The organism is Psychrobacter cibarius (genome assembly GCF_016107535.1).
GTDB lineage: Bacteria > Pseudomonadota > Gammaproteobacteria > Pseudomonadales > Moraxellaceae > Psychrobacter > Psychrobacter cibarius.
Genome location: NZ_JABASQ010000002.1, coordinates 53,819 through 74,438, shown reverse-complemented (window position 1 = coordinate 74,438; position 20,620 = coordinate 53,819). Strand labels below are relative to the sequence as shown.

At 44.0% G+C, this 20,620-nt stretch carries 19 protein-coding genes; 12 read left to right on the top strand and 7 right to left on the bottom strand.

The genetic code is table 11. From position 1 onward, the window contains the following. Positions 1-58: 58 nt before the first annotated feature. Positions 59-760 (top strand): DUF4442 domain-containing protein, encoded by a 702-nt coding sequence (locus JFC08_RS02320; protein ID WP_198329573.1) that lies wholly within the window; start codon positions 59-61, stop codon positions 758-760. Between the two features lie 118 nt (positions 761-878). Further along, on the top strand, positions 879-1,367 hold the full coding sequence (locus JFC08_RS02315) for a RidA family protein (RefSeq protein WP_198329572.1): 489 nt from the start codon (positions 879-881) through the stop codon (positions 1,365-1,367). Positions 1,368-1,543: 176 nt separating this feature from the next. Here the strand turns inward: JFC08_RS02315 and gspE are convergent, their stop codons facing one another. After that, positions 1,544-3,097, bottom strand: a complete 1,554-nt coding sequence (gspE, locus tag JFC08_RS02310) for a type II secretion system ATPase GspE (protein WP_198329571.1) — start codon at positions 3,095-3,097, stop codon at positions 1,544-1,546. A 161-nt stretch (positions 3,098-3,258) separates the two neighbouring features. Between gspE and JFC08_RS02305 the strand changes: the two genes are divergently transcribed. Together JFC08_RS02305 and JFC08_RS02300 are read left to right on the top strand one after the other, a co-directional pair. After that, entirely contained in the window at positions 3,259-4,083 is an 825-nt protein-coding gene (locus tag JFC08_RS02305; protein ID WP_198329570.1) for a thiazole synthase, read from the top strand. Between the two features lie 113 nt (positions 4,084-4,196). After that, positions 4,197-5,636, top strand: a complete 1,440-nt coding sequence (locus JFC08_RS02300) for a WS/DGAT/MGAT family O-acyltransferase (protein ID WP_045452543.1) — start codon at positions 4,197-4,199, stop codon at positions 5,634-5,636. Positions 5,637-5,689: 53 nt separating this feature from the next. On the opposite strand, the gene JFC08_RS02295 is transcribed toward JFC08_RS02300, so the two are convergent. Both JFC08_RS02295 and dxs read right to left on the bottom strand, forming a co-directional pair. Continuing rightward, complete coding sequence (locus tag JFC08_RS02295) at positions 5,690-6,517, bottom strand: inositol monophosphatase family protein (RefSeq protein WP_198329569.1); 828 nt, start codon at positions 6,515-6,517, stop codon at positions 5,690-5,692. A 352-nt stretch (positions 6,518-6,869) separates the two neighbouring features. Continuing rightward, positions 6,870-8,927 carry a 1-deoxy-D-xylulose-5-phosphate synthase gene (dxs, locus tag JFC08_RS02290; RefSeq protein WP_198329568.1) on the bottom strand — a complete coding sequence of 686 codons (2,058 nt, stop codon included), beginning with the start codon at positions 8,925-8,927 and terminating at the stop codon, positions 6,870-6,872. A gap of 554 nt (positions 8,928-9,481) precedes the next feature. On the opposite strand from dxs, the gene ribA reads away from it, so the two are divergent. The 3 genes from ribA (at position 9,482) to JFC08_RS02275 (ending at position 12,064) form a co-directional block, all read left to right on the top strand. Continuing rightward, positions 9,482-10,153: a GTP cyclohydrolase II gene (gene ribA, locus JFC08_RS02285; protein WP_198329567.1), complete on the top strand. Its 672-nt coding sequence runs from the start codon at positions 9,482-9,484 to the stop codon at positions 10,151-10,153. 30 nt (positions 10,154-10,183) lie between these two features. After that, positions 10,184-11,179, top strand: coding sequence for an oxygen-dependent coproporphyrinogen oxidase (gene hemF, locus JFC08_RS02280; protein WP_198329566.1), 996 nt, complete (start codon positions 10,184-10,186; stop codon positions 11,177-11,179). Between the two features lie 414 nt (positions 11,180-11,593). Next, positions 11,594-12,064, top strand: coding sequence for a c-type cytochrome (locus JFC08_RS02275; RefSeq protein ID WP_045443409.1), 471 nt, complete (start codon positions 11,594-11,596; stop codon positions 12,062-12,064). A gap of 112 nt (positions 12,065-12,176) precedes the next feature. Here the strand turns inward: JFC08_RS02275 and JFC08_RS02270 are convergent, their stop codons facing one another. The 4 genes from JFC08_RS02270 to JFC08_RS02255 all read right to left on the bottom strand — a co-directional run bounded on the left by JFC08_RS02270 (position 12,177) and on the right by JFC08_RS02255 (position 15,239). Beyond that, positions 12,177-13,163, bottom strand: coding sequence for a mechanosensitive ion channel family protein (locus JFC08_RS02270; RefSeq protein ID WP_227697602.1), 987 nt, complete (start codon positions 13,161-13,163; stop codon positions 12,177-12,179). Positions 13,164-13,278: 115 nt separating this feature from the next. Continuing rightward, complete coding sequence (gloA, locus tag JFC08_RS02265; RefSeq protein WP_198329565.1) at positions 13,279-13,860, bottom strand: lactoylglutathione lyase; 582 nt, start codon at positions 13,858-13,860, stop codon at positions 13,279-13,281. A gap of 152 nt (positions 13,861-14,012) precedes the next feature. After that, on the bottom strand, positions 14,013-14,651 hold the full coding sequence (locus tag JFC08_RS02260) for a carbonic anhydrase (RefSeq protein WP_045443399.1): 639 nt from the start codon (positions 14,649-14,651) through the stop codon (positions 14,013-14,015). A gap of 435 nt (positions 14,652-15,086) precedes the next feature. Beyond that, complete coding sequence (locus JFC08_RS02255; protein ID WP_198329564.1) at positions 15,087-15,239, bottom strand: hypothetical protein; 153 nt, start codon at positions 15,237-15,239, stop codon at positions 15,087-15,089. Between the two features lie 86 nt (positions 15,240-15,325). On the opposite strand from JFC08_RS02255, the gene potA reads away from it, so the two are divergent. From potA to JFC08_RS02230, 5 genes are all read left to right on the top strand, one after another. Further along, positions 15,326-16,588 (top strand): spermidine/putrescine ABC transporter ATP-binding protein PotA, encoded by a 1,263-nt coding sequence (gene potA / locus JFC08_RS02250; protein WP_198329563.1) that lies wholly within the window; start codon positions 15,326-15,328, stop codon positions 16,586-16,588. Beyond that, complete coding sequence (potB, locus tag JFC08_RS02245) at positions 16,588-17,466, top strand: spermidine/putrescine ABC transporter permease PotB (protein WP_198329562.1); 879 nt, start codon at positions 16,588-16,590, stop codon at positions 17,464-17,466. Before potA ends, potB begins: the two co-directional genes overlap by 1 nt. Beyond that, on the top strand, positions 17,466-18,296 hold the full coding sequence (potC, locus tag JFC08_RS02240) for a spermidine/putrescine ABC transporter permease PotC (RefSeq protein ID WP_198329561.1): 831 nt from the start codon (positions 17,466-17,468) through the stop codon (positions 18,294-18,296). The genes potB and potC overlap by 1 nt, the downstream gene beginning before the upstream one ends. Positions 18,297-18,404: 108 nt before the next feature. Beyond that, on the top strand, positions 18,405-19,295 hold the full coding sequence (locus JFC08_RS02235) for a LysR family transcriptional regulator (RefSeq protein ID WP_045452563.1): 891 nt from the start codon (positions 18,405-18,407) through the stop codon (positions 19,293-19,295). Positions 19,296-19,616: 321 nt separating this feature from the next. Beyond that, the gene (locus JFC08_RS02230; protein ID WP_198329560.1) at positions 19,617-20,588 is read left to right on the top strand and encodes a tetratricopeptide repeat protein; all 972 of its coding nucleotides are present in this window, start codon (positions 19,617-19,619) and stop codon (positions 20,586-20,588) included. The last annotated feature ends 32 nt before the right edge of the window (positions 20,589-20,620 follow it).

Below are 20,620 nucleotides of genomic sequence, written 5' to 3'. Positions count from 1 at the left end.
TGATGAAATATATAACACTCAAAGCGTCATTTAATCTATCTACATTAAGGAATTTTGTATGTCAGGATTATTAAAAAAACTCCCTAGCAAGCTAACCAATAAATTGCCAGCCAAAACCTCTGACAGCACAAGATCGCCCGTCGAAAAACCCAACAGCACGCTCAAGCCAATCAGCAATCAATTCACCAAACTGTTATCTATCACCAAGTACTTACCTGCCAGCGCACGCTCGAGCATTTTATCCAAAGCTTTTGGTAAAGTGGTGCCATACGTAGGCACAACGGGCGTCTATTATGAAACGGTCGAACCCAACCAAGTCGTCGTGAGCTTAAACAACACCAAAGCAGTGCAAAATCATATTGGCTCTATTCATGCGGTCGCCATTACCTTACTTGCCGAAACAGCGACTGGTTTTATTTTGGGTTTAAACCTACCCTCTGACCGCGTACTATTGATTAAATCATACTCGGTTAATTTTTATCGCCCGATTAAAAAAGGCCAAATTGCAGCAGTGGCGTCTTTATCGGATGAACAGCGCTTAGATATCCTAAATACACCAAAAGGTGAAATGGTAATTCCGTGCGTCATTCATGACCGTGAGTCTGACAGTGATCGTGACCCTATCGTGGTTGAGATGACATGGGCTTGGATACCTAAGTCTGAGTTAGAAGCGCGCCGTCAGGGCAAGACCAGCGACAAGCCGCTAGAAGCTGATACTGAATCTAAAACAGAAGTCGAAGCTGAACAAAACGACCAATAACTGGTTAAGCATAAGTAAGACATAATGTGTCATCTAGTGTGATGAGACATTATGTTTGTTAAACTTGTATAGTGAATTTAGAAAAATTGTGAAAAAAACGTATAATAAGGAGACAGCGATGTCCAAGATTACCCATAAATTGACCGCCCATTTAACTAAAGCGTTGCTCGTGGGCGCGTGCTCACTAGGCCTTGCTATGACAGCGAATGCGGCGCCAATGGCAAATACCGCAAGTGTGACTAAATCTAGCCCTGTGTTTCTTGGTGATGGTGGCAATTATCCTTTTTCAGAAGCAGTACGGGTGGGCGATACGCTATACATGTCTGGACAAATTGGTTTTAAAGATGGCAAATTGGTCAAAGGTGGTGTCAAAGCCGAAGCCAAGCAAGCATTGGATAATATCAATGAAACCTTGTTAACATATGGCTATCAAAAGTCAGACATCGTCAAATGTATGGCGATGCTGACAGACATGGATGACTTTGACGATTTTAATAAAGTCTATAAAGCGGAATTGGCCAAACCTTATCCGGTACGTTCAGCCTTTGGCGTCGCTGAATTGGCGGCAGGTGCCAGCGTTGAAGTTGAATGTATCGCTGCAAAATAATAGCGATGTCACACGTTAAATTATTAAAAGCACTGAAGTATTCAAAACACTAAAGTATTAAAAACAGTAAAGAATGACCATCAAATAACTGGCTACCAGAGCCAGTTATGTTTTATCTGCTATACAAACCCTTTGGCTGAGGTAGATTAAACAATCACCAATGCACTCTAGGCACTTTATACAAGTATCGTGTCATCAGCTAAGGCACTCTCTTTCGTCACTCGTAGCACTTCCTCTAACGTCGTACGACCTGCAATGACTTTATGTAGCCCATCCGCACGAATCGACGGTGTCTGCTGACGTGCGTACTCCTCTAGCTCATACTCGGCGGTATTACTATGAATCATACGGCGCAAGGTATCATCAACCGGCACCACTTCGTATATCGCCGTCCGTCCTTTAAACCCTGATTGATTGCATTTGTCGCAGCCAACTGGTCTGGGTAGATTGATAGGTGTAGTTGTTAAATTTTCAGCACCATTCTCTGAGACTGGCACAATACCAATTTCAGTAAATAATTTGGCTTGCTCACTATCAGCAGCCTGCCAGCCATGACAATGTGTACATAAAGTACGCACCAAGCGCTGGGCAACGACACCAATCAGCGATGACGATAATAAAAATGGCTCAACGCCCATATCTTGTAGACGCGTGACGGCACCAATGGCGGTGTTGGTATGCAAAGTTGATAAAACCAAATGTCCAGTAAGCGACGCTTGTACGGCAATCTCTGCCGTTTCTAAATCGCGAATCTCACCAACCATGACCACGTCCGGATCTTGGCGTAACATCGCACGTAAACTTTTGGCAAAAGTCATATCGACTTTGTTATTAACCTGCGTTTGCCCAATGCCATCGAGCTGAAACTCAATCGGATCTTCAGCGGTCAAGATATTGCGGGTTTGGTCATTGAGGTCGGTCAATGCTGAATATAGCGTCGTGGTTTTCCCTGAACCTGTCGGCCCTGTCACCAAAATAATGCCGTGTGGGCGATGAATCAAGCGTTTTAGCTCGCTATAATCGTTATCAGACAGCCCTAAATACGTCATATTCAAGCGACCAGCTTGCTTATCTAATAGACGCATGACCACGCGCTCACCAAAGCTCGATGGCAATGTCGATACCCGCACATCAACCTCACGCCCTGCCAGCCGTAAGCTGATACGTCCATCTTGTGGCACGCGTTTTTCGGCTATATCGAGCTTGGCCATGACTTTGATACGCGATACCAATAACGGTGCTAATTGGCGTTTTGGCGTAATGATTTCTTTTAATTCACCGTCGACACGAAAGCGAACGACCAAGCGTTTTTCAAAGGTTTCAATATGGATATCTGAGGCGTTTAAACGTATCGCTTCGGACAACAATGCATTGATGAGACGAATGATAGGCGCATCATCTTGTTGATCCATCAAATCTTCAGTTTCAGGGACACTATCTGCCAAACTATCGAGATCAGGATGGTCTTCGAGTCCAGCGGCAATATGTTGCGACTCACCAGTATTGCCTGCATAAGCGGCGTTCATGCGCTTTTCAAAGTCATCGGCGCTGATGCTTTCATAAGTGGGCACACCGCGTACCCCTTGCTGCTGTAAAAATCGCACTGCCTCATTAATCGCTGATAATGGCGTGGCTTTGGTCAGCACCAAAGTCGCTGGCAGCTCAGGATCAATGGCAAGTATGGCCAAAATTTGATGGCGTTTCGCAAAACTGTACGGCAGTTGCATCATAAAAGCGACCTGATAGATAAAGACAAACTTAGAAAGAAACTCGTGTCAAAGCATAGCAAACGTATTATGCTTAACAGGCTAAACCAAAAAACACTGCAAGTAAGATTGCATGATTTTGTTATAATAGCATTTTGTTTTACTTGCCATTAGGATTTTCAGTTATGTCAGAGAACACGAGCACTGCTACTCAGCCAACGCCCCTTTTACAAGATACATTTATGGTCGGGAGTCGTACTTTTTCTTCTCGCCTGTTGGTCGGTACAGGCAAGTATAAGGATATGGCTGAAACGGGCGCCGCCATTGGGGCGTCGGCAGCAGAGATTGTCACTGTCGCTATTCGTCGTACCAATATCGGACAAAACAGCAATGAGCCCAATCTACTTGATGTGATTTCCCCCGATAAATACACCATCCTACCCAACACTGCTGGCTGTTTCGATGCCGAGACTGCCATTCGGACCTGTAAGCTTGCTCGCGAGCTGTTAGGCGGGCATAATCTGGTTAAGCTTGAAGTATTGGGCGATGAAAAAACCCTCTACCCGAATGTGATGGAAACGCTAAAAGCTGCCAAAGTATTGATTGATGATGGCTTTGAGGTGATGGTTTATACCTCAGACGACCCTATCGTCGCTCAAGAATTAGAAAGTATGGGCTGTGTGGCAATTATGCCACTTGGTAGCTTGATTGGTTCAGGTCTTGGTTTGCTGAATCGTCACACCCTCAGTCTTATTATCGAGAATGCCAAAGTACCGGTATTGGTCGATGCAGGCGTTGGCACGGCCTCTGATGCAGCGCTGGCCATGGAGCTTGGCTGTGATGGCGTCCTGATGAATTCGGCGATTGCCAATGCGCAAAACCCAATCATGATGGCCCATGCCATGAAGCATGCCATCTGGGCAGGGCGCGCGGCGTTTTTGGCGGGTCGTATGCCAATGCGCAAAATGGCGACTGCGAGCTCACCGCAAACAGGATACTTTTTTCAGTAGCTTTTAAATTTAATGACCATTATTAAATTCATAGTATTTAATAAAAAGTCAGCTATAAAATAATAATAAAAGAAGTAACTTTTACTCAACTTATCGTCATAAAAGGATTTATTATGCGGCTTCTCACAGCAGTCGACCAGTTGTTTTTACTTCTTGAGTCGCGTAAACAGCCCATGCATGTTGGAGGTTTATTCCTATTTGAATTGCCAGAGAATGCGGGTAGCGGTTTTGTTTGCCAATTGGTCAAACAAATGCAAGATTCTGATGTGTCGCCTACCTTTCCTTTTAACCAAGTGCTTGAGCATTTGGCTTTTTGGAAAAAGGACAAGCATTTTGATGTTGAGCATCACTTGCATCATGTTGCCTTACCAAAGCCTGCACGGGTTCGCGAGTTATTGATGTATGTTTCAAGAGAACATGGTCGGCTGTTGGATCGTGCCATGCCATTGTGGGAATGTCATGTGATTGAGGGTATTCAACCAGAAAACGAAGGCGACCCTGAGCGTTTTGCCCTATACTTCAAAATTCACCATTCGTTGGTTGATGGCATTGCTGCCATGCGCCTTGTCAAAAAATCATTATCACAATCGCCCACTGAGCCAGTAACGCTACCGATTTGGTCATTAATGGCACGCCATCGCAATCAAGTCGATGCGATTTTACCCAAAGAGCGCTCCGCATTACGCATCATTAAAGAGCAAATATCTACCATTAAGCCCGTATTTACCGAACTGCTGGATAATTTGAAAAATTATGGTGATGACAGTTATGTCGGTACTTTTGATGCACCGATGAGTGTGCTCAATAAACGCATCTCAGCATCACGGCGTATAGCCGCGCAGTCTTATGATATTCAGCGTTTTAACGATATCGCTGAGCGACTAAATATCAGTAAAAACGATGTGGTGCTGGCTGTATGTGCGGGTGCCATTCGTCGTTATCTCATCTCCATGGATGCGCTGCCGAGCAAGCCGCTCATTGCTTTTGTACCGATGTCGCTGCGTACGGATGACAGTGTGGCAGGCAATCAATTATCCTTTGTACTGGCCAATTTGGGCACGCATTTAGATGATCCTTTGAGCCGAATCAAACTGATTCATCGCAGTATGAATAACGGCAAACGCCGCTTTCGACGTATGAATCAAGCCCAAGTGATTAACTACAGCGTGATTGCCTATGCTTGGGAAGGTATCAACTTAGCGACCAGTCTATTTCCCAAAAAGCAGGCGTTTAACCTGATTATCTCTAATGTGCCTGGCTCTGAAAAACCGCTATATTGGAATGGTGCACGTTTGCAATCGTTGTACCCTGCGTCTATTGTCTTTAATGGTCAAGCAATGAATATCACCCTTGCTAGTTATCTAGATAAGATTGAATTTGGGATTACGGCTTGTAGTAAGGCACTACCACATGTGCAAGAAATGCTGACGCTTATTGAAGAAGAGTTGCAACTGTTGGAAACCACTAGTAAAGCGCTTAAGTTCCAGGGCATTACGGTTGAAGATAAAAGTAGCTATAAAGGTAATGGTAAAACAAAAAAGCTGGCTCCATAATGGAACCAGCTTTTTAGTGTTAAGTTATCTTAATAATTATGCTTAAGTGGTGCTTAAAATGCGTCACCCCACGTTGGGACAACCACTTGCATCAATGGCTTCAATAACTTAATGTTACAGGCGAAAATAGAGCCTGAAGTCATTGAGTTGTGTGCACCTGTATGGTCAACCACCACGCCACGTGCTTCGGTCACGATAAGCTCACCTGCCGCGATATCCCAAGGCTTAATTGACATCTCAAAATAACCATCAAAACGACCGGCAGCGACATAACATAAATCAAGCGCAGCAGAGCCTAAACGGCGCACTTGACCGCCAGCTTCAGAGATTTTCTGTAAGCTCTCAAAATGCTGCTTGGCATAAGAGATGATTTCGCCATTGCGTTTACGCTCAAGCGGATGACCAGTGGTAAATAGACCGCCATCAATCATTTTGCGCTCGCTCACTTGCATGCGGCGATTGTTCAAGCGCGCGCCTTTACCACGGCTAGCAGAGAACATCTCATCACGGACAGGGTCATAGATCACGCCATGTTGGGTTACGCCTTTATGCTGTACGGCGATAGACACACAAAACTGCGGCACACCATGGACGAAGTTTTTGGTGCCATCTAGCGGATCAATAATCCAGCACCAGTCCGCATCTTCACCGCGACCTTCTTGCATACCAAACTCTTCACCCAAGTACGAGTGGTTTGGATAGCTGGCTTTTAGGGTTTCAATCGTCAGCTCTTCGCTAAAGCGATCAATACGCGTAACCAATCCATCAAGCCCTTTTGACTCAATATCCAATTCGATTTTATGGCGGTTTTGATGCGCATATAAAATCTCTTTACCAACTTTTTCAGCAGTACGTGCTGCGATGACGACCATGGGTTCCATAAATAACCTATTTGCTTGATGAATGAATGTCAAAAATAAGACGAATTCTGTGCCCACAACATGCCAATCAGCCGCTGCATCACACTGTATTTATACGATTAAAAAAATGCGCCATTTAAAAGCGATGATCGCATTATACTAAAATTGTTCGATAAAAAACGAAAAAAACCATGACGTTCGTCAAACCAACCCAAATTCTGGTGGTCATCACAAACTGCGTAAGTTGTAAAAAAGTCAGCACCTACGACTAAGTAGGCGTTCGCTCTATCGATCGAGCTTTTATCTATTTAACCAATATTCTGTCCAAATGACAGTTTAAAAACTTAAAAACGTTCAAAGGTATAACTTAAACTTACAACAGCAACTTTTTAAGCTGCCTTACCACACCATTAACATCTAAACCACAATCAGCCATTTGCTCTGCTTGTGAGCCATGGGCGACAAAGCGATCTGGAATGCCGATATTCATAACGGCAGGACGGTTGTTTTTAAAGGCTGGCGATTCGTTAAGCAAATACTCATTTACCGCGCTGCCCGCGCCGCCCATAATCATGTGCTCTTCCAAAGTCGCAATGTGTGTAATACCTTGCTCTAACAACTTTTCTAATAATGCCGTGTCTAAAGGTTTTACCCAGCGCATATTAATGACATGTACCTGACAATCTGATTCTATATCATTGTCAATCAAGCTTTCTGCCGCTTGCTGAGCCGTCGCAACCATGGTACCAAATACGAGTAGCGCCAGCTTTTTAGGCGCATCCTCACTACCTAATACCGACTCTATCACTGCCTCGCCAACGTTATAAGTCTGTGCTGGCGATGCGATAACTGCGCCAGTACCGACACCACGCGGATAGCGTACTGCCGTGCAGCCTTGATATTCATAGCACGTATTGAGCAAATGGTAGCATTCGTTTTCATCTTTTGGCGCGGCGATCAGCATATTGGGCACGCAGCGTAAAAAGGCAAAATCGAATACGCCGGCATGCGTTGCACCATCTTCACCGACTAAACCTGCTCGATCAATAGCAAACATCACATCAAGGTTTTGCAAAGCCACATCATGAATCAGCTGATCATAGCCACGTTGCAAAAACGTCGAATAAATCGCCACAATCGGTTTGACGCCTTGGGTTGCCATACCAGCAGCCAGTGTGACTGCGTGTTGCTCAGCGATGGCTACATCAAAAAACCGCTCCGGAAATTGACGGGCAAAATCAATCATCCCCGAGCCTTCTTCCATAGCAGGTGTAACGGCAAGCAGTTTATCGTCTTCAGCAGCCTTATCACATAAGAATTGCCCAAACACTTGCGAGTATTTTAACGCAGGTTTGGTGTTGGGCAGTGATTTTTCTGTGGCGACAGCCTGAGTATCATTCTTGATTTCGACAGGGAGCTTGCTGATAGCATGATAGCCGACGGGATCTAACTCAGCTGGGGCAAAACCTTTACCTTTGGTGGTATAAATATGGACTAAAACAGGCCCTTTTATCTGCTTGGCAAGTGACAATACCCGCAGTAGCTCAGGGATATTGTGTCCATCAAAAGGACCAAAGTAGGTAAAACCAATCGCTTTAAATAAATTGTCTTCTAGCTGCGGCACATCGCGCATCTCTTTGTGACGCTTACGGCGATCAAAGCCTTGCATATAAGGGCGCTGGCATAGTACTGGCTCGCCTGCATCAGAGATATCAACCTGATACCCTGACTCCCACAGCATCGCCAAATGCCGTGAAAAACCACCGATAGAGCAAGAGATCGACATATCATTGTCATTTAAAATGACCAATAAATCCGCATCTTGTTGCACCGCATCATTCATCGCTTCAAACGCCATACCACCGGTCATTGCACCATCACCAATGATACAAGCCACGGTTTGCGCGCGACCTTGATAACGCAGTGCTAAGCTCATGCCTAGACCAGCTGAGATTGACGTCGATGAATGACCAACGCCAAAGGTATCGTAAACGGATTCTGCACGTTCTGGAAAGGCCGTCAAACCATCTTTTGAGCGAATCGTCGCCAACTGATCACGGCGACCCGTCAAGACTTTATGGGCATAGGCTTGATGACCCACGTCCCAAACGATTTGATCTTGCGGCGTGTCTAGTAGGTAATGCAGCGCAATGGTCAATTCAACCACGCCCAAATTGGCACCAAAATGCCCACCGCTTTGACCTGCTGAATACAATAGAAATAGCCGCAGCTCATCAGCCAAGGTGATAAGCTGAGCGGTTGTCAGAGTATTAAGATCAGCTGGCGCTGCAATGCTATCCAGCAAAGGCGTATCAGGACGGACGCGTGGAATCACAGTATAAGTCTGCTGTAAATTCGACAGCTGGGCAGCAGAATCGACAGCTGGCATAGATACGGACTGAGACTGTGGGGAATGAGGTGACTGCTGCATAAACCGTACGATACCTACCAATCTGCTGACAAGACAGCCTCTTAGTGCAGAATGCTACCTAAGTGACGTCAATAATATCTACACCATTATTGGTGTAATCGACCATATAACTGTTTATAAATTTATTCAGGCAGCCTCTATGTCTTTATATAAACATATAGAAGCTGCGCCGAATAGCACATAAGCTGCCGTAATGGACAGCGATGGAGCTTTGCTTTGACGCTTTCATAACAAGGGATAATATTATGCCTTATTATTCTGCATCAATATCGGATGTTAGTGACGACATAGTAATGTAAGGGCAAAGACTTGTCACTGTATCCGTCAAAATAGTATGGCATAATAGCATTTATTTTTAATTGTCGCTTTAATCATCGTGCGTCGTTTGTGAACTTTGTGTGTTTTTATAATAAAGACAATCAGCATGCACTCTTTACGAATGAATTATACTGGCATTATCCTACTTTCATCATGCAGCTAGGATGTCATCGCTGTTTTAATATGGTTAAAAAAGACCCTCTACCGCCACGCTTATCGGCTTATGCAGGACATTAATGTCATATCAATTTATTACCAGTGCCAAACTACCTACTCGTCACGGCGAGTTTGATATTCATATCTTTGAGAACGACGAAGGTCAAGAGCATGTGATGCTGACTGTTGGTTTGCCTGTCGTCGATAAACATACGGCGGACAACTCACCGAGTCAAACGGACGCCACGCGAGCAGAAAAAACCATTCCATTGATTCGTATTCATTCAGAATGCTTGACGGGCGATGCTTTTAGCTCATTAAAATGTGACTGTGGGCCGCAGCTCAACACAGCGATGCAAGCAATACAAGAGACTGGCTGCGGGGCGATATTATACTTGCGCCAAGAAGGTCGCGGTATTGGTCTGACCAATAAGATTCGTGCTTACGCCCTGCAAGACCAAGGTCATGATACTTTAGATGCCAACCTCATGTTGGGCTTACCTGCTGATGCGCGCATTTATGATATGTGCGGGCCGATGCTCGCTCATATCGGTGTTGACGCCGTCAGACTTATCACCAACAATCCAGACAAAGTGGCTTATCTAACTGAGCACGGTATTAATGTCGTGGAACGCGTGCCTTTATTGGTTGGGGTGAATGATATGAATGCTGAATATTTAGCGACCAAGCGTGACCGCATGGGTCATTTGTTAGATAAAGATTTCAATACCGCGTTACATCTTAATAAATAGACATCAATACACTAAATAAATAGATATTTTATGAGTATTCCAAATAGTGATAACCTTCCAAATCTGCCAGCGACAGACTTAACAGTGCCAGCCAATAACGACATCATGCGTGTGCGTGAATTTTTGGTCGATTTGCAGGCTCGTATCTGTCAAGCCTTAGAAGCGCAAGAGCGCGATGGTGGCGGCAATGCAACCTTTGTCCCTGATGACTGGGAACGTCCTGAAGGCGGCGGCGGTCGCTCGTGTGTCCTAGCAGATGGTGAGGTGATTGAAAAAGCAGGTGTAATGTTCAGTCATATTCACGTGCATAACTTGCCTGCTTCAGCCACTGCACGCCATCCCCATATCGCTGGTCGTAAAGCCCAAGCCATGGGTGTCTCATTGGTTGTCCATCCCAAAAACCCGAACGTCCCAACCAGCCATGCCAATGTGCGTTTGTTCGTTGCTGAAGCTGAGGGCGAAGACCCTATCTGGTGGTTTGGTGGTGGTTTTGATTTGACGCCGTTTTATCCCGTACTCGCTGATTGCGTGCATTGGCATCAAGTCTGTCATGATCTATGCGCGCCTTTTGGTGACAGCGTCTACCCTGACTTCAAGCAATGGTGTGATGAGTATTTTCACCTACGTCATCGTGATGAGCAACGCGGTATCGGTGGCTTATTTTATGATGATGTCAATACAGAAAGTCGCGGCTGGGATTTTGAGACCTGTTTTAATTTTATGAAGGCGGTCGGCAACGGTTATCTTGACGGTATCATGCCCATCTTTGAGCAGCGTAAAGATACCCCTTATACCGAGGCACAGCGCGAATTTCAGCTCTATCGCCGTGGTCGCTATGTTGAGTACAACCTTGTTTATGACCGTGGCACTCTATTTGGACTACAAAGCAATGGTCGTATCGAGTCTATCTTAGTCAGTATGCCGCCGCTTGCCAGCTGGCATTATCGCTTTGAGCCGACTAAAGGCTCGCCTGAGTTTGCATTGACCGATTTTTATCTAAAACCACGCGATTGGTTGACTCTATAGTTTGTGTGAATATAATAAAGGCTAAGGTATTTATTAGCTTGTCTTTAGAGAGTATCCAGAAGGTCAGCTATCCATGCTGACCTTTTTATATGGGCGCAAATTTATATGAGCGCAAATGTATATGAACGATAGTCACTGACTCAAAAATTACGATGATATAACAACTAAATTTACGTCCACCGCACAGATAACCGTTACAATGAAAACTATTGTTGGAAAAATCCTTTAGAAGCGAATGCGTTTCCAAAAGATGATGAGGTAATTTTTATAACAATACGCTTTATTTAAAAGCAGTATTTAAAAGAAACCTTTTAATTTAGAAGAAGCCCTTAAGGGCAGATACTTAAAAACAGTATGTAAAGCCAGCGTTTATAAGCGCGCCTACTACTAACCAATTTTACAGGAGTAATTCACATGGCACAGGTTCATACCAACCAATCATTAAAATCTATCTTTGGTATCACATTGATGGCAGCCGCCCTAGGTCTAACAGCGTGTAGCACTGCCACTGACCCTGATGTAAAAGCCCGCCAAGATAGCATGAAAAGCTATGGTGATGCGATGGGTGTCATGGGTGATATGATGAAAGCACCTGACACCTTTGATGCCGCCGTATTCAAAGAGCAAGCCGCATTTTTAGCAGAAGACGCTGCTACGCCTTGGAGTCATTTTGAAAATAAAGAAGCCGTTGGCAATGCGACTGATGCCGTTTGGTCAAATGCCGATGGTTTTCGCGCAGAAGCAGAAAACTTTCAAAAAGTCACTGCTGAGCTGAACGCTGCTGCACAAACAGCCACTAGCATCGACGATGTTAAACCAGCCTTTGGTGAAGTCGGCGCTAGCTGTAAATCATGTCATACTGACTTTAAAGTCAAAACTGACTAAATTATCATAAATTGATATCGTAAAAAAATCCGCCATGTCATTTGATAGGGCGGATTTTTATTTCGAAAATATTGTGTAAAAGGTAGTTTTTTAAAATAACGCGCTAAACAAATTACTCTGCTACAGCTTTATTAACATCGTTATTAACATCGATCGCCTTTTGCTCATGCAATTTATTCACAATCGATGTCACTGATGGGTCACTCAAATCTATCGTGCGTATCGGGAATGGAATGTTGACACCTGCTGCATCGAGTGCGCTCTTAATCTCAACGATCACTTGATGAATCGACGTCACTTTGTTGGCTTGAGTGCCATCTTCGATAAACCAACGTACCATCAAATCTATCGTTGAATCACCAAAGCCCGTAGCAATCACACTTGGCTGCGCTTTCTTCGATACGCTTTCGACTTTATTTAACGCTTGTAGAATCTCAGCTTTTGCTGCCTCGATATCATCTTCATAGCCAATACCGACAGCCACTTGCAAACGGCGCTGCTTATAGGCGGTATTGACAGTCAATGCTGAGGTATACAAATCAGAGTTGGGAATAACCACTTGCCGACCGTCATACGTCTTGATAGTCGTGGCACGTATCTTAATATCCTCAACCGTCCCTTCATAGTCGCCTGAGACAATCTGATCACCGATACGAAACGGCTCTGAGATCAGCAGCAAAATACCAGAGAGCAAGTTTTGAAAAATATCTTTAAAAGCAAAACCAATAGCGACGGAACCAATACCGAGTGCGCCAATCAGCTTAGCAGGCGTAAATTCGGGCACGGCAATCACCATAGCAATCATAAAACCGATAAAAATGATGAGTGCGCCGCCTACTCGCTGAAACACTTTAACCAAGTTCTGATGCCGACTGCGACTGCCTAAAAGTTTGTATACCACTTTTTTGAAGACAATCGATAGAAACCAAAAAATCAGAATAACAATAATTGATGCGACAAAATAGGGAATGCGTTCAACAAAGCCAACCACTATCCCATTTGCTGAATCAATGATGCTTTGATATGTCAGCACATCTGTTGTCACTGGTTCAGCCGCTATATTGGTATTTACTGTCGTTTCTGCCTCAGAGGTAGGCATCTAGATGTCACTCCTTTGGTTGGTTGGCTTTATGCTTCCATTCACTCGATTAATTGATTGTTTGACTGGGGCATGTCCTAGATTAACTGACGTATTGACATACCAGCCTGTCAAGCTAGCCCATTAAATCTGCTTGTACAATTTCAATCCAGTAGCCATCAACATCTTTGATAAAGGCAATGTTTTTCATGCTGCCATCTTCTGGACGTTTTTTGAATTCGACATTGTTTTTATCAAACCAAGCAACCGCTTCATCGAGACTAGGTACGCTAAAGCAAATATGTCCAAAACCTTGTGGCTCACCATTACCATCATGATAACTAAAGTCAGCTTTCGTTTCAGTACCATAATTATGGGTCAATTCTAAGATGCCGCGTTGACGGAAGGCAAAGATTTCCAAATCATTACCCGCGGGCAAATTGTCGCGCTCGCTTTCGGTTAACTTGGCTAAAAAATATAAATCAAAACCCATATCAGGGAATTTTTTGACTGCCAGCAAAGTCATACCAAGGACACCGGTATAAAACGCTAACGACTTGGCAGGATCTTTGACACGTAGCATGGTGTGGTTAAAAGTAAAACCTGTCGTCTGTGCTGAGATAGGCTGCACACCATCGGTATTGACGCTGCTCGTTGGTTGAGCGATAAGTACTTCGTTATTATTATCAGTGGCTGAGCCAGTATTTGCTGTAGACATAGTCATCCTAATATTGACAAAATAGAGAGTTTAAAAACAAGCGCGTGAATGCTTTTTACGCGCTTGACCCTTTTATCATAATAAAAAATCGCGAAAGCATTGAGTGGATTTTGTAAGAGCGCACACTGGGTGCTACCCATTTAACCGATTAATTAGCTGTCTAAGAAACGTACTTTTCCTGTCTCCAAATCATACTCTGCACCCACGACCAGCAATTGACCGCTATTGGTTAGGTCCTCTAATGCCCGCGAGCCATGTTTGAGCTGGCTAACTGACATACGGACGTTGGCGCGGATAGAGCGATCGACCAACTCGTCGGCATCGACATCTTGACCATTGGCAGTGGCAAGCTCATGCAAGTTATAAACGCTTGGGCGAATGCGATCGACAATCGACTGCAAGTTGGGCGAATAGTTTTTCTCAGGATTGATCAGTGTCTCAACACAAGCCGTAACAGCGCCGCAATGTGAGTGCCCAAGCACGACCACCAATTTTGTACCGAACTTTTCGGCCGCAAACTCAATCGAGCCAATCTGTGAAGGCGCGACGACATTACCAGCGACTCGAATAACGAACAAATCACCCAAGCCTTGATCAAATACAATCTCAACTGGTACTCGTGCATCCGAGCAACCCAAAATAATGGCCAAGGGATCTTGATCTTTAACCAATTCAGGTCGTCTTTGCATTGTTGGGTCAGTGGTGGTCAAACTATCTATGTAGCGCATATTGCCTTCTTTTAAAAGCGCAAGAGCTTCTTGACCGGTTTTCGGGCGTGTATCGTTAGGCATAAGACATCCTTTATCATTAATAATATTAGCGTTATAAACAGCTTTACACACATGTATTCAAACATAGATTTGCGAATGGCTACCAACCTATCAGGCGCATTGTGTTTGTCTGCCATACCGTGATTGTATAGGAATAAAAACCAAAAAATGATAAAAAATTTTGTTTAAATATCGTCATAGAATGGCAGTTATTACTAGGGCTTGTCCTCATTTTAAAAATGGTGATAAAAATGAGATAAATTGCCGTCAAACAAGGAAAATAGCGCACATAATATCAAGATATTAAGAAGCTATTTGACGATGTTTGGCAAAATTTAGCTATTTTTAGCCCATTTAGAAAGTAATCGATTGAATTGAGGACACGCCCTAATCATACAGAATTATAAAGTTGGAAGTGAAACTGAAAAACAGAAATGCATTAGCCAAAACCGAGCATCAAACAGACAACACCGAACTATCAAGCATCAACAGCCATTGACAGCCATTGACAGCATAACCGTGTTGCTCGCAGAACTTATAACGAACTTGCACTGATTTATACCAAGGGTTTGTTATAATACGCGGCGACCAAATCGGGTTTACACCCATCGCTTATATCCATATCAAATCACCTTGACCACAGTGTCCTAAATAAATAGCTGTACTGCGATGTCGGACACGTAGGAATAAATATTATGACCAATTCACCGCCAAATATGCACAGAGCCTCTGCATCAGCTCAAGATGACAAAGTACTACTGCAACTGACTGGTCTAAAAAAAACCTATGATCAAACTGAAGTATTAAAAGACATCAATCTTGATATCAAGCACGGTGAATTTTTGACGCTACTTGGTCCATCAGGCTGCGGTAAAACAACCTTACTGCGCCTAATCGCTGGTTTTGAGCAGCCAAATGCTGGGGCAATTTATCTAGACGGCGTGCAGATGGCAGGCTTGCCAGCGGATAAACGTCCCGTGAACACAGTATTTCAGCAGTACGCCTTGTTTCCACATATGAGTGTCGCGCAAAACGTTGCTTACGGGCTTAAGCTCAAAAAAGTACCGAAAGATGAGATTCAAACCCGCGTGCGCGAGATGCTCGCCATGGTACAGCTGGAGCATTTAGCCAATCGCAGACCACAAGACTTGTCTGGTGGTCAGCAGCAGCGTGTCGCCATTGCACGAGCCGTCATCAATCGTCCTAAACTGTTGCTACTTGATGAGCCCCTATCTGCGCTCGATCATAAGCTGCGTTTACAAATGCAATCTGAGCTTAAACGGCTGCAACGAGAGCTTGGCATCACTTTTGTATTTGTCACCCATGATCAAGAAGAAGCGCTATCGATGTCAGATCGTATCGCCGTGATGAAAGATGGCACTTTTCAGCAAATCGGCACGCCTATTGAGATTTATGAAACGCCGGCGAATTTATTTACCGCCAAGTTTATCGGTGAGACCAATTTGTTTAAAGCGGAAGTCAAAGGCGTTTACCCTGAGCAACCAGATCGCGACGGTCGCGTGACCAATGGCCGTATCGAAGTCGAAGTTTGTGAAGCACAAGCGCAAGATGGTCCGACCACCTTACGCAATTTACGCCGCCCTGATTTTGCTAACGATGTACAAGTGGGCGATATCGTTAATTTATTGCTACGTCCTGAAGATTTACGAATTTATGACCCCAATGATAAAGAACATGGTGGCTTACTCGGGCGAGTGATTGAAAGCAACTATAAAGGTAGCACCTTAGATTCGATTATTGAATTAGCAAACGGTCACATTATTAAGGCTTCTGAATTCTTTGATGAGGATGATCCAAGCTTTGATTACAAGTTATATGAAGGTGTCAAAGTATCATGGGTCGATGGCTGGGAGTGGGTACTACCAGAAGACGGTACGCTTGATGATGAAGCCAATCATCAAGCTGCCAGTTTAGCTGCTCAAAAGGATATTAGCTGATGGCAGGTCATAGCTTAGGCAGCAAGAGTCCTTTTCGTACCGTAACGCTCTGGCTGATTTGGGGTTGGTTACTGGTATTTGCGCTATTGCCAAATATCTTAGTCATCGCTGTCAGTTTTTTGAGCCGCGATAGCAGTGCTTTTATTAGCTTACCTGTCAGCATCGACAGCTATATACGCATGATTGATCCGCTATATTTTGGCGTATTTATTCACTCGTTATGGATGGCAGGTATCACAACCATCATCTGCTTGTTACTTGGCTACCCTTTTGCTTGGCTGATAGCCAAGGCCAAAACGCGTTGGCAGCCGCTACTCATGATGCTGTTAATCCTACCATTTTGGACCAACTCTTTGGTGCGTACTTATGCACTCAAGTTACTGTTTGCCAATAATGGTTTGATTAATAAATCGCTGCTGGCAATCGGTATCATTGATGCCCCGATTGATATTTTATACACGCAAGTGGCGGTGATTGCTGGTTTGACGTACTTATTGTTCCCATTTATGGTGTTGCCGTTATACGCAGTATTTACCGATTTGCGTAATGACATGCTACTCGCTTCACAGGATTTGGGCGCATCAAAGACCCAGACTTTTTGGCATATCATATTGCCATTGACGACGCCTGGCATTATCTCAGGGGTATTATTGGTGCTGCTGCCTGCAATGGGTATGTTTTATGTGGCAGATATTTTGGGTGGTTCACGCAATTTATTGGTCGGCAATATCATCAAAAACCAATTCTTGGATGCGCGTGACTGGCCATTTGGCGCAGCTGCCAGCGTGTTATTAACACTAGCAATGGCAGTATTATTACTCGCCTACCGTGCCAGTAGTCGCCGCATTGGCAAGACCGACTTTAATGAGGTGGCCTAATGTCTGATATTTCACTGAATCATCAACTGAATAGCTCGGCAACTAAAAAAAGATCGTCTATTAAGATTGGCAGTATCGCGGCTAAAGGCTATCTTGGTCTCATTTATACCATGCTGTATTTGCCAATTATCGTCTTAGTCGTCATGTCCTTTAATAAATCAAAAGTCGGCTATAACTGGGGCGGCTTTAGCTTAAAGTGGTATGAGTCGCTGTTGAATAACCAAGCGATGCTCGATTCTTTTTGGCATTCTATTGTATTAGGATTGGTCGCAGCCACCGTCTCAACTTTGATAGGAACGCTAACTGCTCTCGCGCTACATCGGTATAACTTTCGCGGTAAAGGCTTATTAAATGGGTTGTTATTTGTATTAATGATGTCGCCTGAAATTGTACTCGCTATTTCATTATTGGCATTATTCTTATTAATAGGGTTGCAATTAGGGTTCGTCTCGCTGTTACTTGCGCACATTACTTTTTGCTTACCGTTTGTAGTCATCACGGTGTTTGCACGATTGAGCAGTCTGGATGAACGCTTGATGGAAGCCGCACGCGACTTGGGTGCTAGTGAATCAACGATGGTGCGTACCGTGCTCATTCCTGTCATTCTGCCCGCAGTGATGGCAGGTTGGTTGCTCGCCTTTACCTTATCGCTTGATGATGTAGTGGTTTCTACCTTTGTCACGGGGCCCAGTTATGAGATTTTACCGCTACGAATTTATTCGATGGTACGGGTAGGACTCAAACCAGAGGTCAATGCCATTGGGACGATTTTATTGGTTGCCTCGCTGATATTGGTCATTATTTCGCAGCTATTATTGCGTCGACGCTAATTTATCGCTGCTCATTTAATATTGCTGATTAAAAATCGGACTTTGAATGAAAATCAGCGCTATATCGATTATAATGAATTTTTCTCACTTTAGCGGTTAGGTTGTCTTATGTTAGAGCTTCGTCATCTCAATACCTTAACCGCGCTACGAGCGCATGGCTCATTGGCGGCGGCTGCCGATGAATTGCACGTCACAGCGTCTGCGGTCTCGCATCAGCTAAAAGAGCTGGAAAATTATTACGATATCAGCTTGGTCAATCGCCGAACACGCCCGCTGACTTTTACGCCAGCTGGCAAGACGGTATTGGCATTGGCAGATAGCATCATGCCGCAGGTCACTCGTACCAAATCCAACCTTAAACGCTTAGCTCACGGTCAAGCGGGTAGATTACGGCTAGCCTCTGAATGTCACAGTTGCTTCGATTGGCTAATGCCGATACTCAATCATTACCGCCGCGAATGGTCTGATGTAGAGCTAGATTTTGCGACTGGTTTTGAGCCAGAGCCGCACCACTTATTGATGGAAGGTGATATTGATTTACTCATTACCACCAGCGATTTACCGATAGACGGTATCAGCTATCAGCCGTTATTTGAGTATGAAAGTCGCTTGGTGCTATCACCAACGCATGATTTGGCGGCGCAGAAATTTATTGAGCCAGATGACTTAACCAATGAAACCCTGATTGCGTATCCAGTGGAAGCCAAGCGTCTCGATATTATTGCCAACTTTATGACCCCTGCGCAAGTAAGCTTTGATAGTATTCGCACTACAGAGTTGACGGCGATGCTGATTCAATTGGTTGCTAGTGAACGCGGTGTGGCGGCGTTACCTGATTGGGTGGTTGCTGAATATGAGAAAAAAGGCTGGGTCGTCTCGCGTCCATTGGGTACGGGTGTGCATTGTCAGCTATATGCAGCGACGCGCACATCAAGCCAAGATACCGCTTATATGCAAGGATTTGCGAATTTGTTAGAAGGTATTGTGAAGCCGGTGTAGTATTTCACTATCTACTAAATTATTCCAGTTAAGAAATATCATCCGCTCTCTTACGCTATGACGAGCGTTATGGTAAATAACGGTACCCTAGTGAGGACTTGAAGGTTCGGCTGTGTGCTAATGATAATAAGAGTTTGAATTATGGAAATAATTCCAGTGTACTTCGTAGTGTACATAACAGGCATTGAACATATTCCAATAATGGGTCTTATATTAAATGAAAATTAGCACAAAAAAGCCACCGAGCCGACAGCTCTAAAATATACCTGCTAACATGTTATTAACTTTACAACCTTCCAACTTTATAAATAGAGACTTGCCATGTCACTGCTGAAAAACTCAGTCATATACAAGCTAGTAATTTTTATAGTATCAGTATTTTTTTCTATATTAGCCACTGCCTCACCATTATCAGATGCTGAAATATTAGCCTTCGCATCAGCGACCATACCGGCTGAAGGTTCAACGATATTTAATCCTGTGAAACCTGTAACGTACCCAAAAACAGATGCAGATATAGCTCGGGCTGAGGCAGATATAGCCCAAGCGCAAGCAAATACAGCTAATGAAGACGAAATACATTTAGCTCAATATCAAGCAGATTTAGCTCAAGATCAAGCAAGTTTAGCTCAAGAGCTAGCTACATCTATGAAATTTAAAAATATTAGCAATCCACTGGAAGTACTAGCAGAGCAAGGTGATGCTAAGGCTCAGTATCTTGTTGGAGCAGAGTATTTCGGTGGTTTTGGTAGTGTCAAGGATTCTAAAAAGGCGTTTGAGTGGTGGCAGAAGTCAGCCAGTCAAGGAAATATTGATGCTCAATCTGATCTTGGAGGAATGTATTTTCATGGCGATGGAACCACTAAGAATTATAAAAGGGGGATTGAATGGTGGGAGAAAGCAGCTAATCAAGGAAATGTTAAAGCTCAACATAATCTTGGTGTGACATATCACAAAGGTTATGGTACTTATGGCGCAGGTAAGGATTATAAAAAGGCACTTGAATGGTATCAAAAAGCAGCTAATCAAGGGGCAGCCAGCTCACAAAATAATCTTGGTTTTATGTATTTCGAGGGTCTTGGCGTCCGTCAAGATTATAAAAAGGCATTTAAGTGGTATCAAAAAGCAGCTAATCAAGGAAATTTTGATGGGCAAAACAACCTTGGTCGGATGTACTTCAAAGGCTATGGGGTTCGCCAAAACAAGGCTAAAGCTAAAGAAATATTTGGTAAGACCTGTGATGGTGGAAATCAAGCTGGATGTGATAACTATCGACTACTGAACCAAGAATAGAGTTCTGGGTATACCCCAACGGAACCACCTAA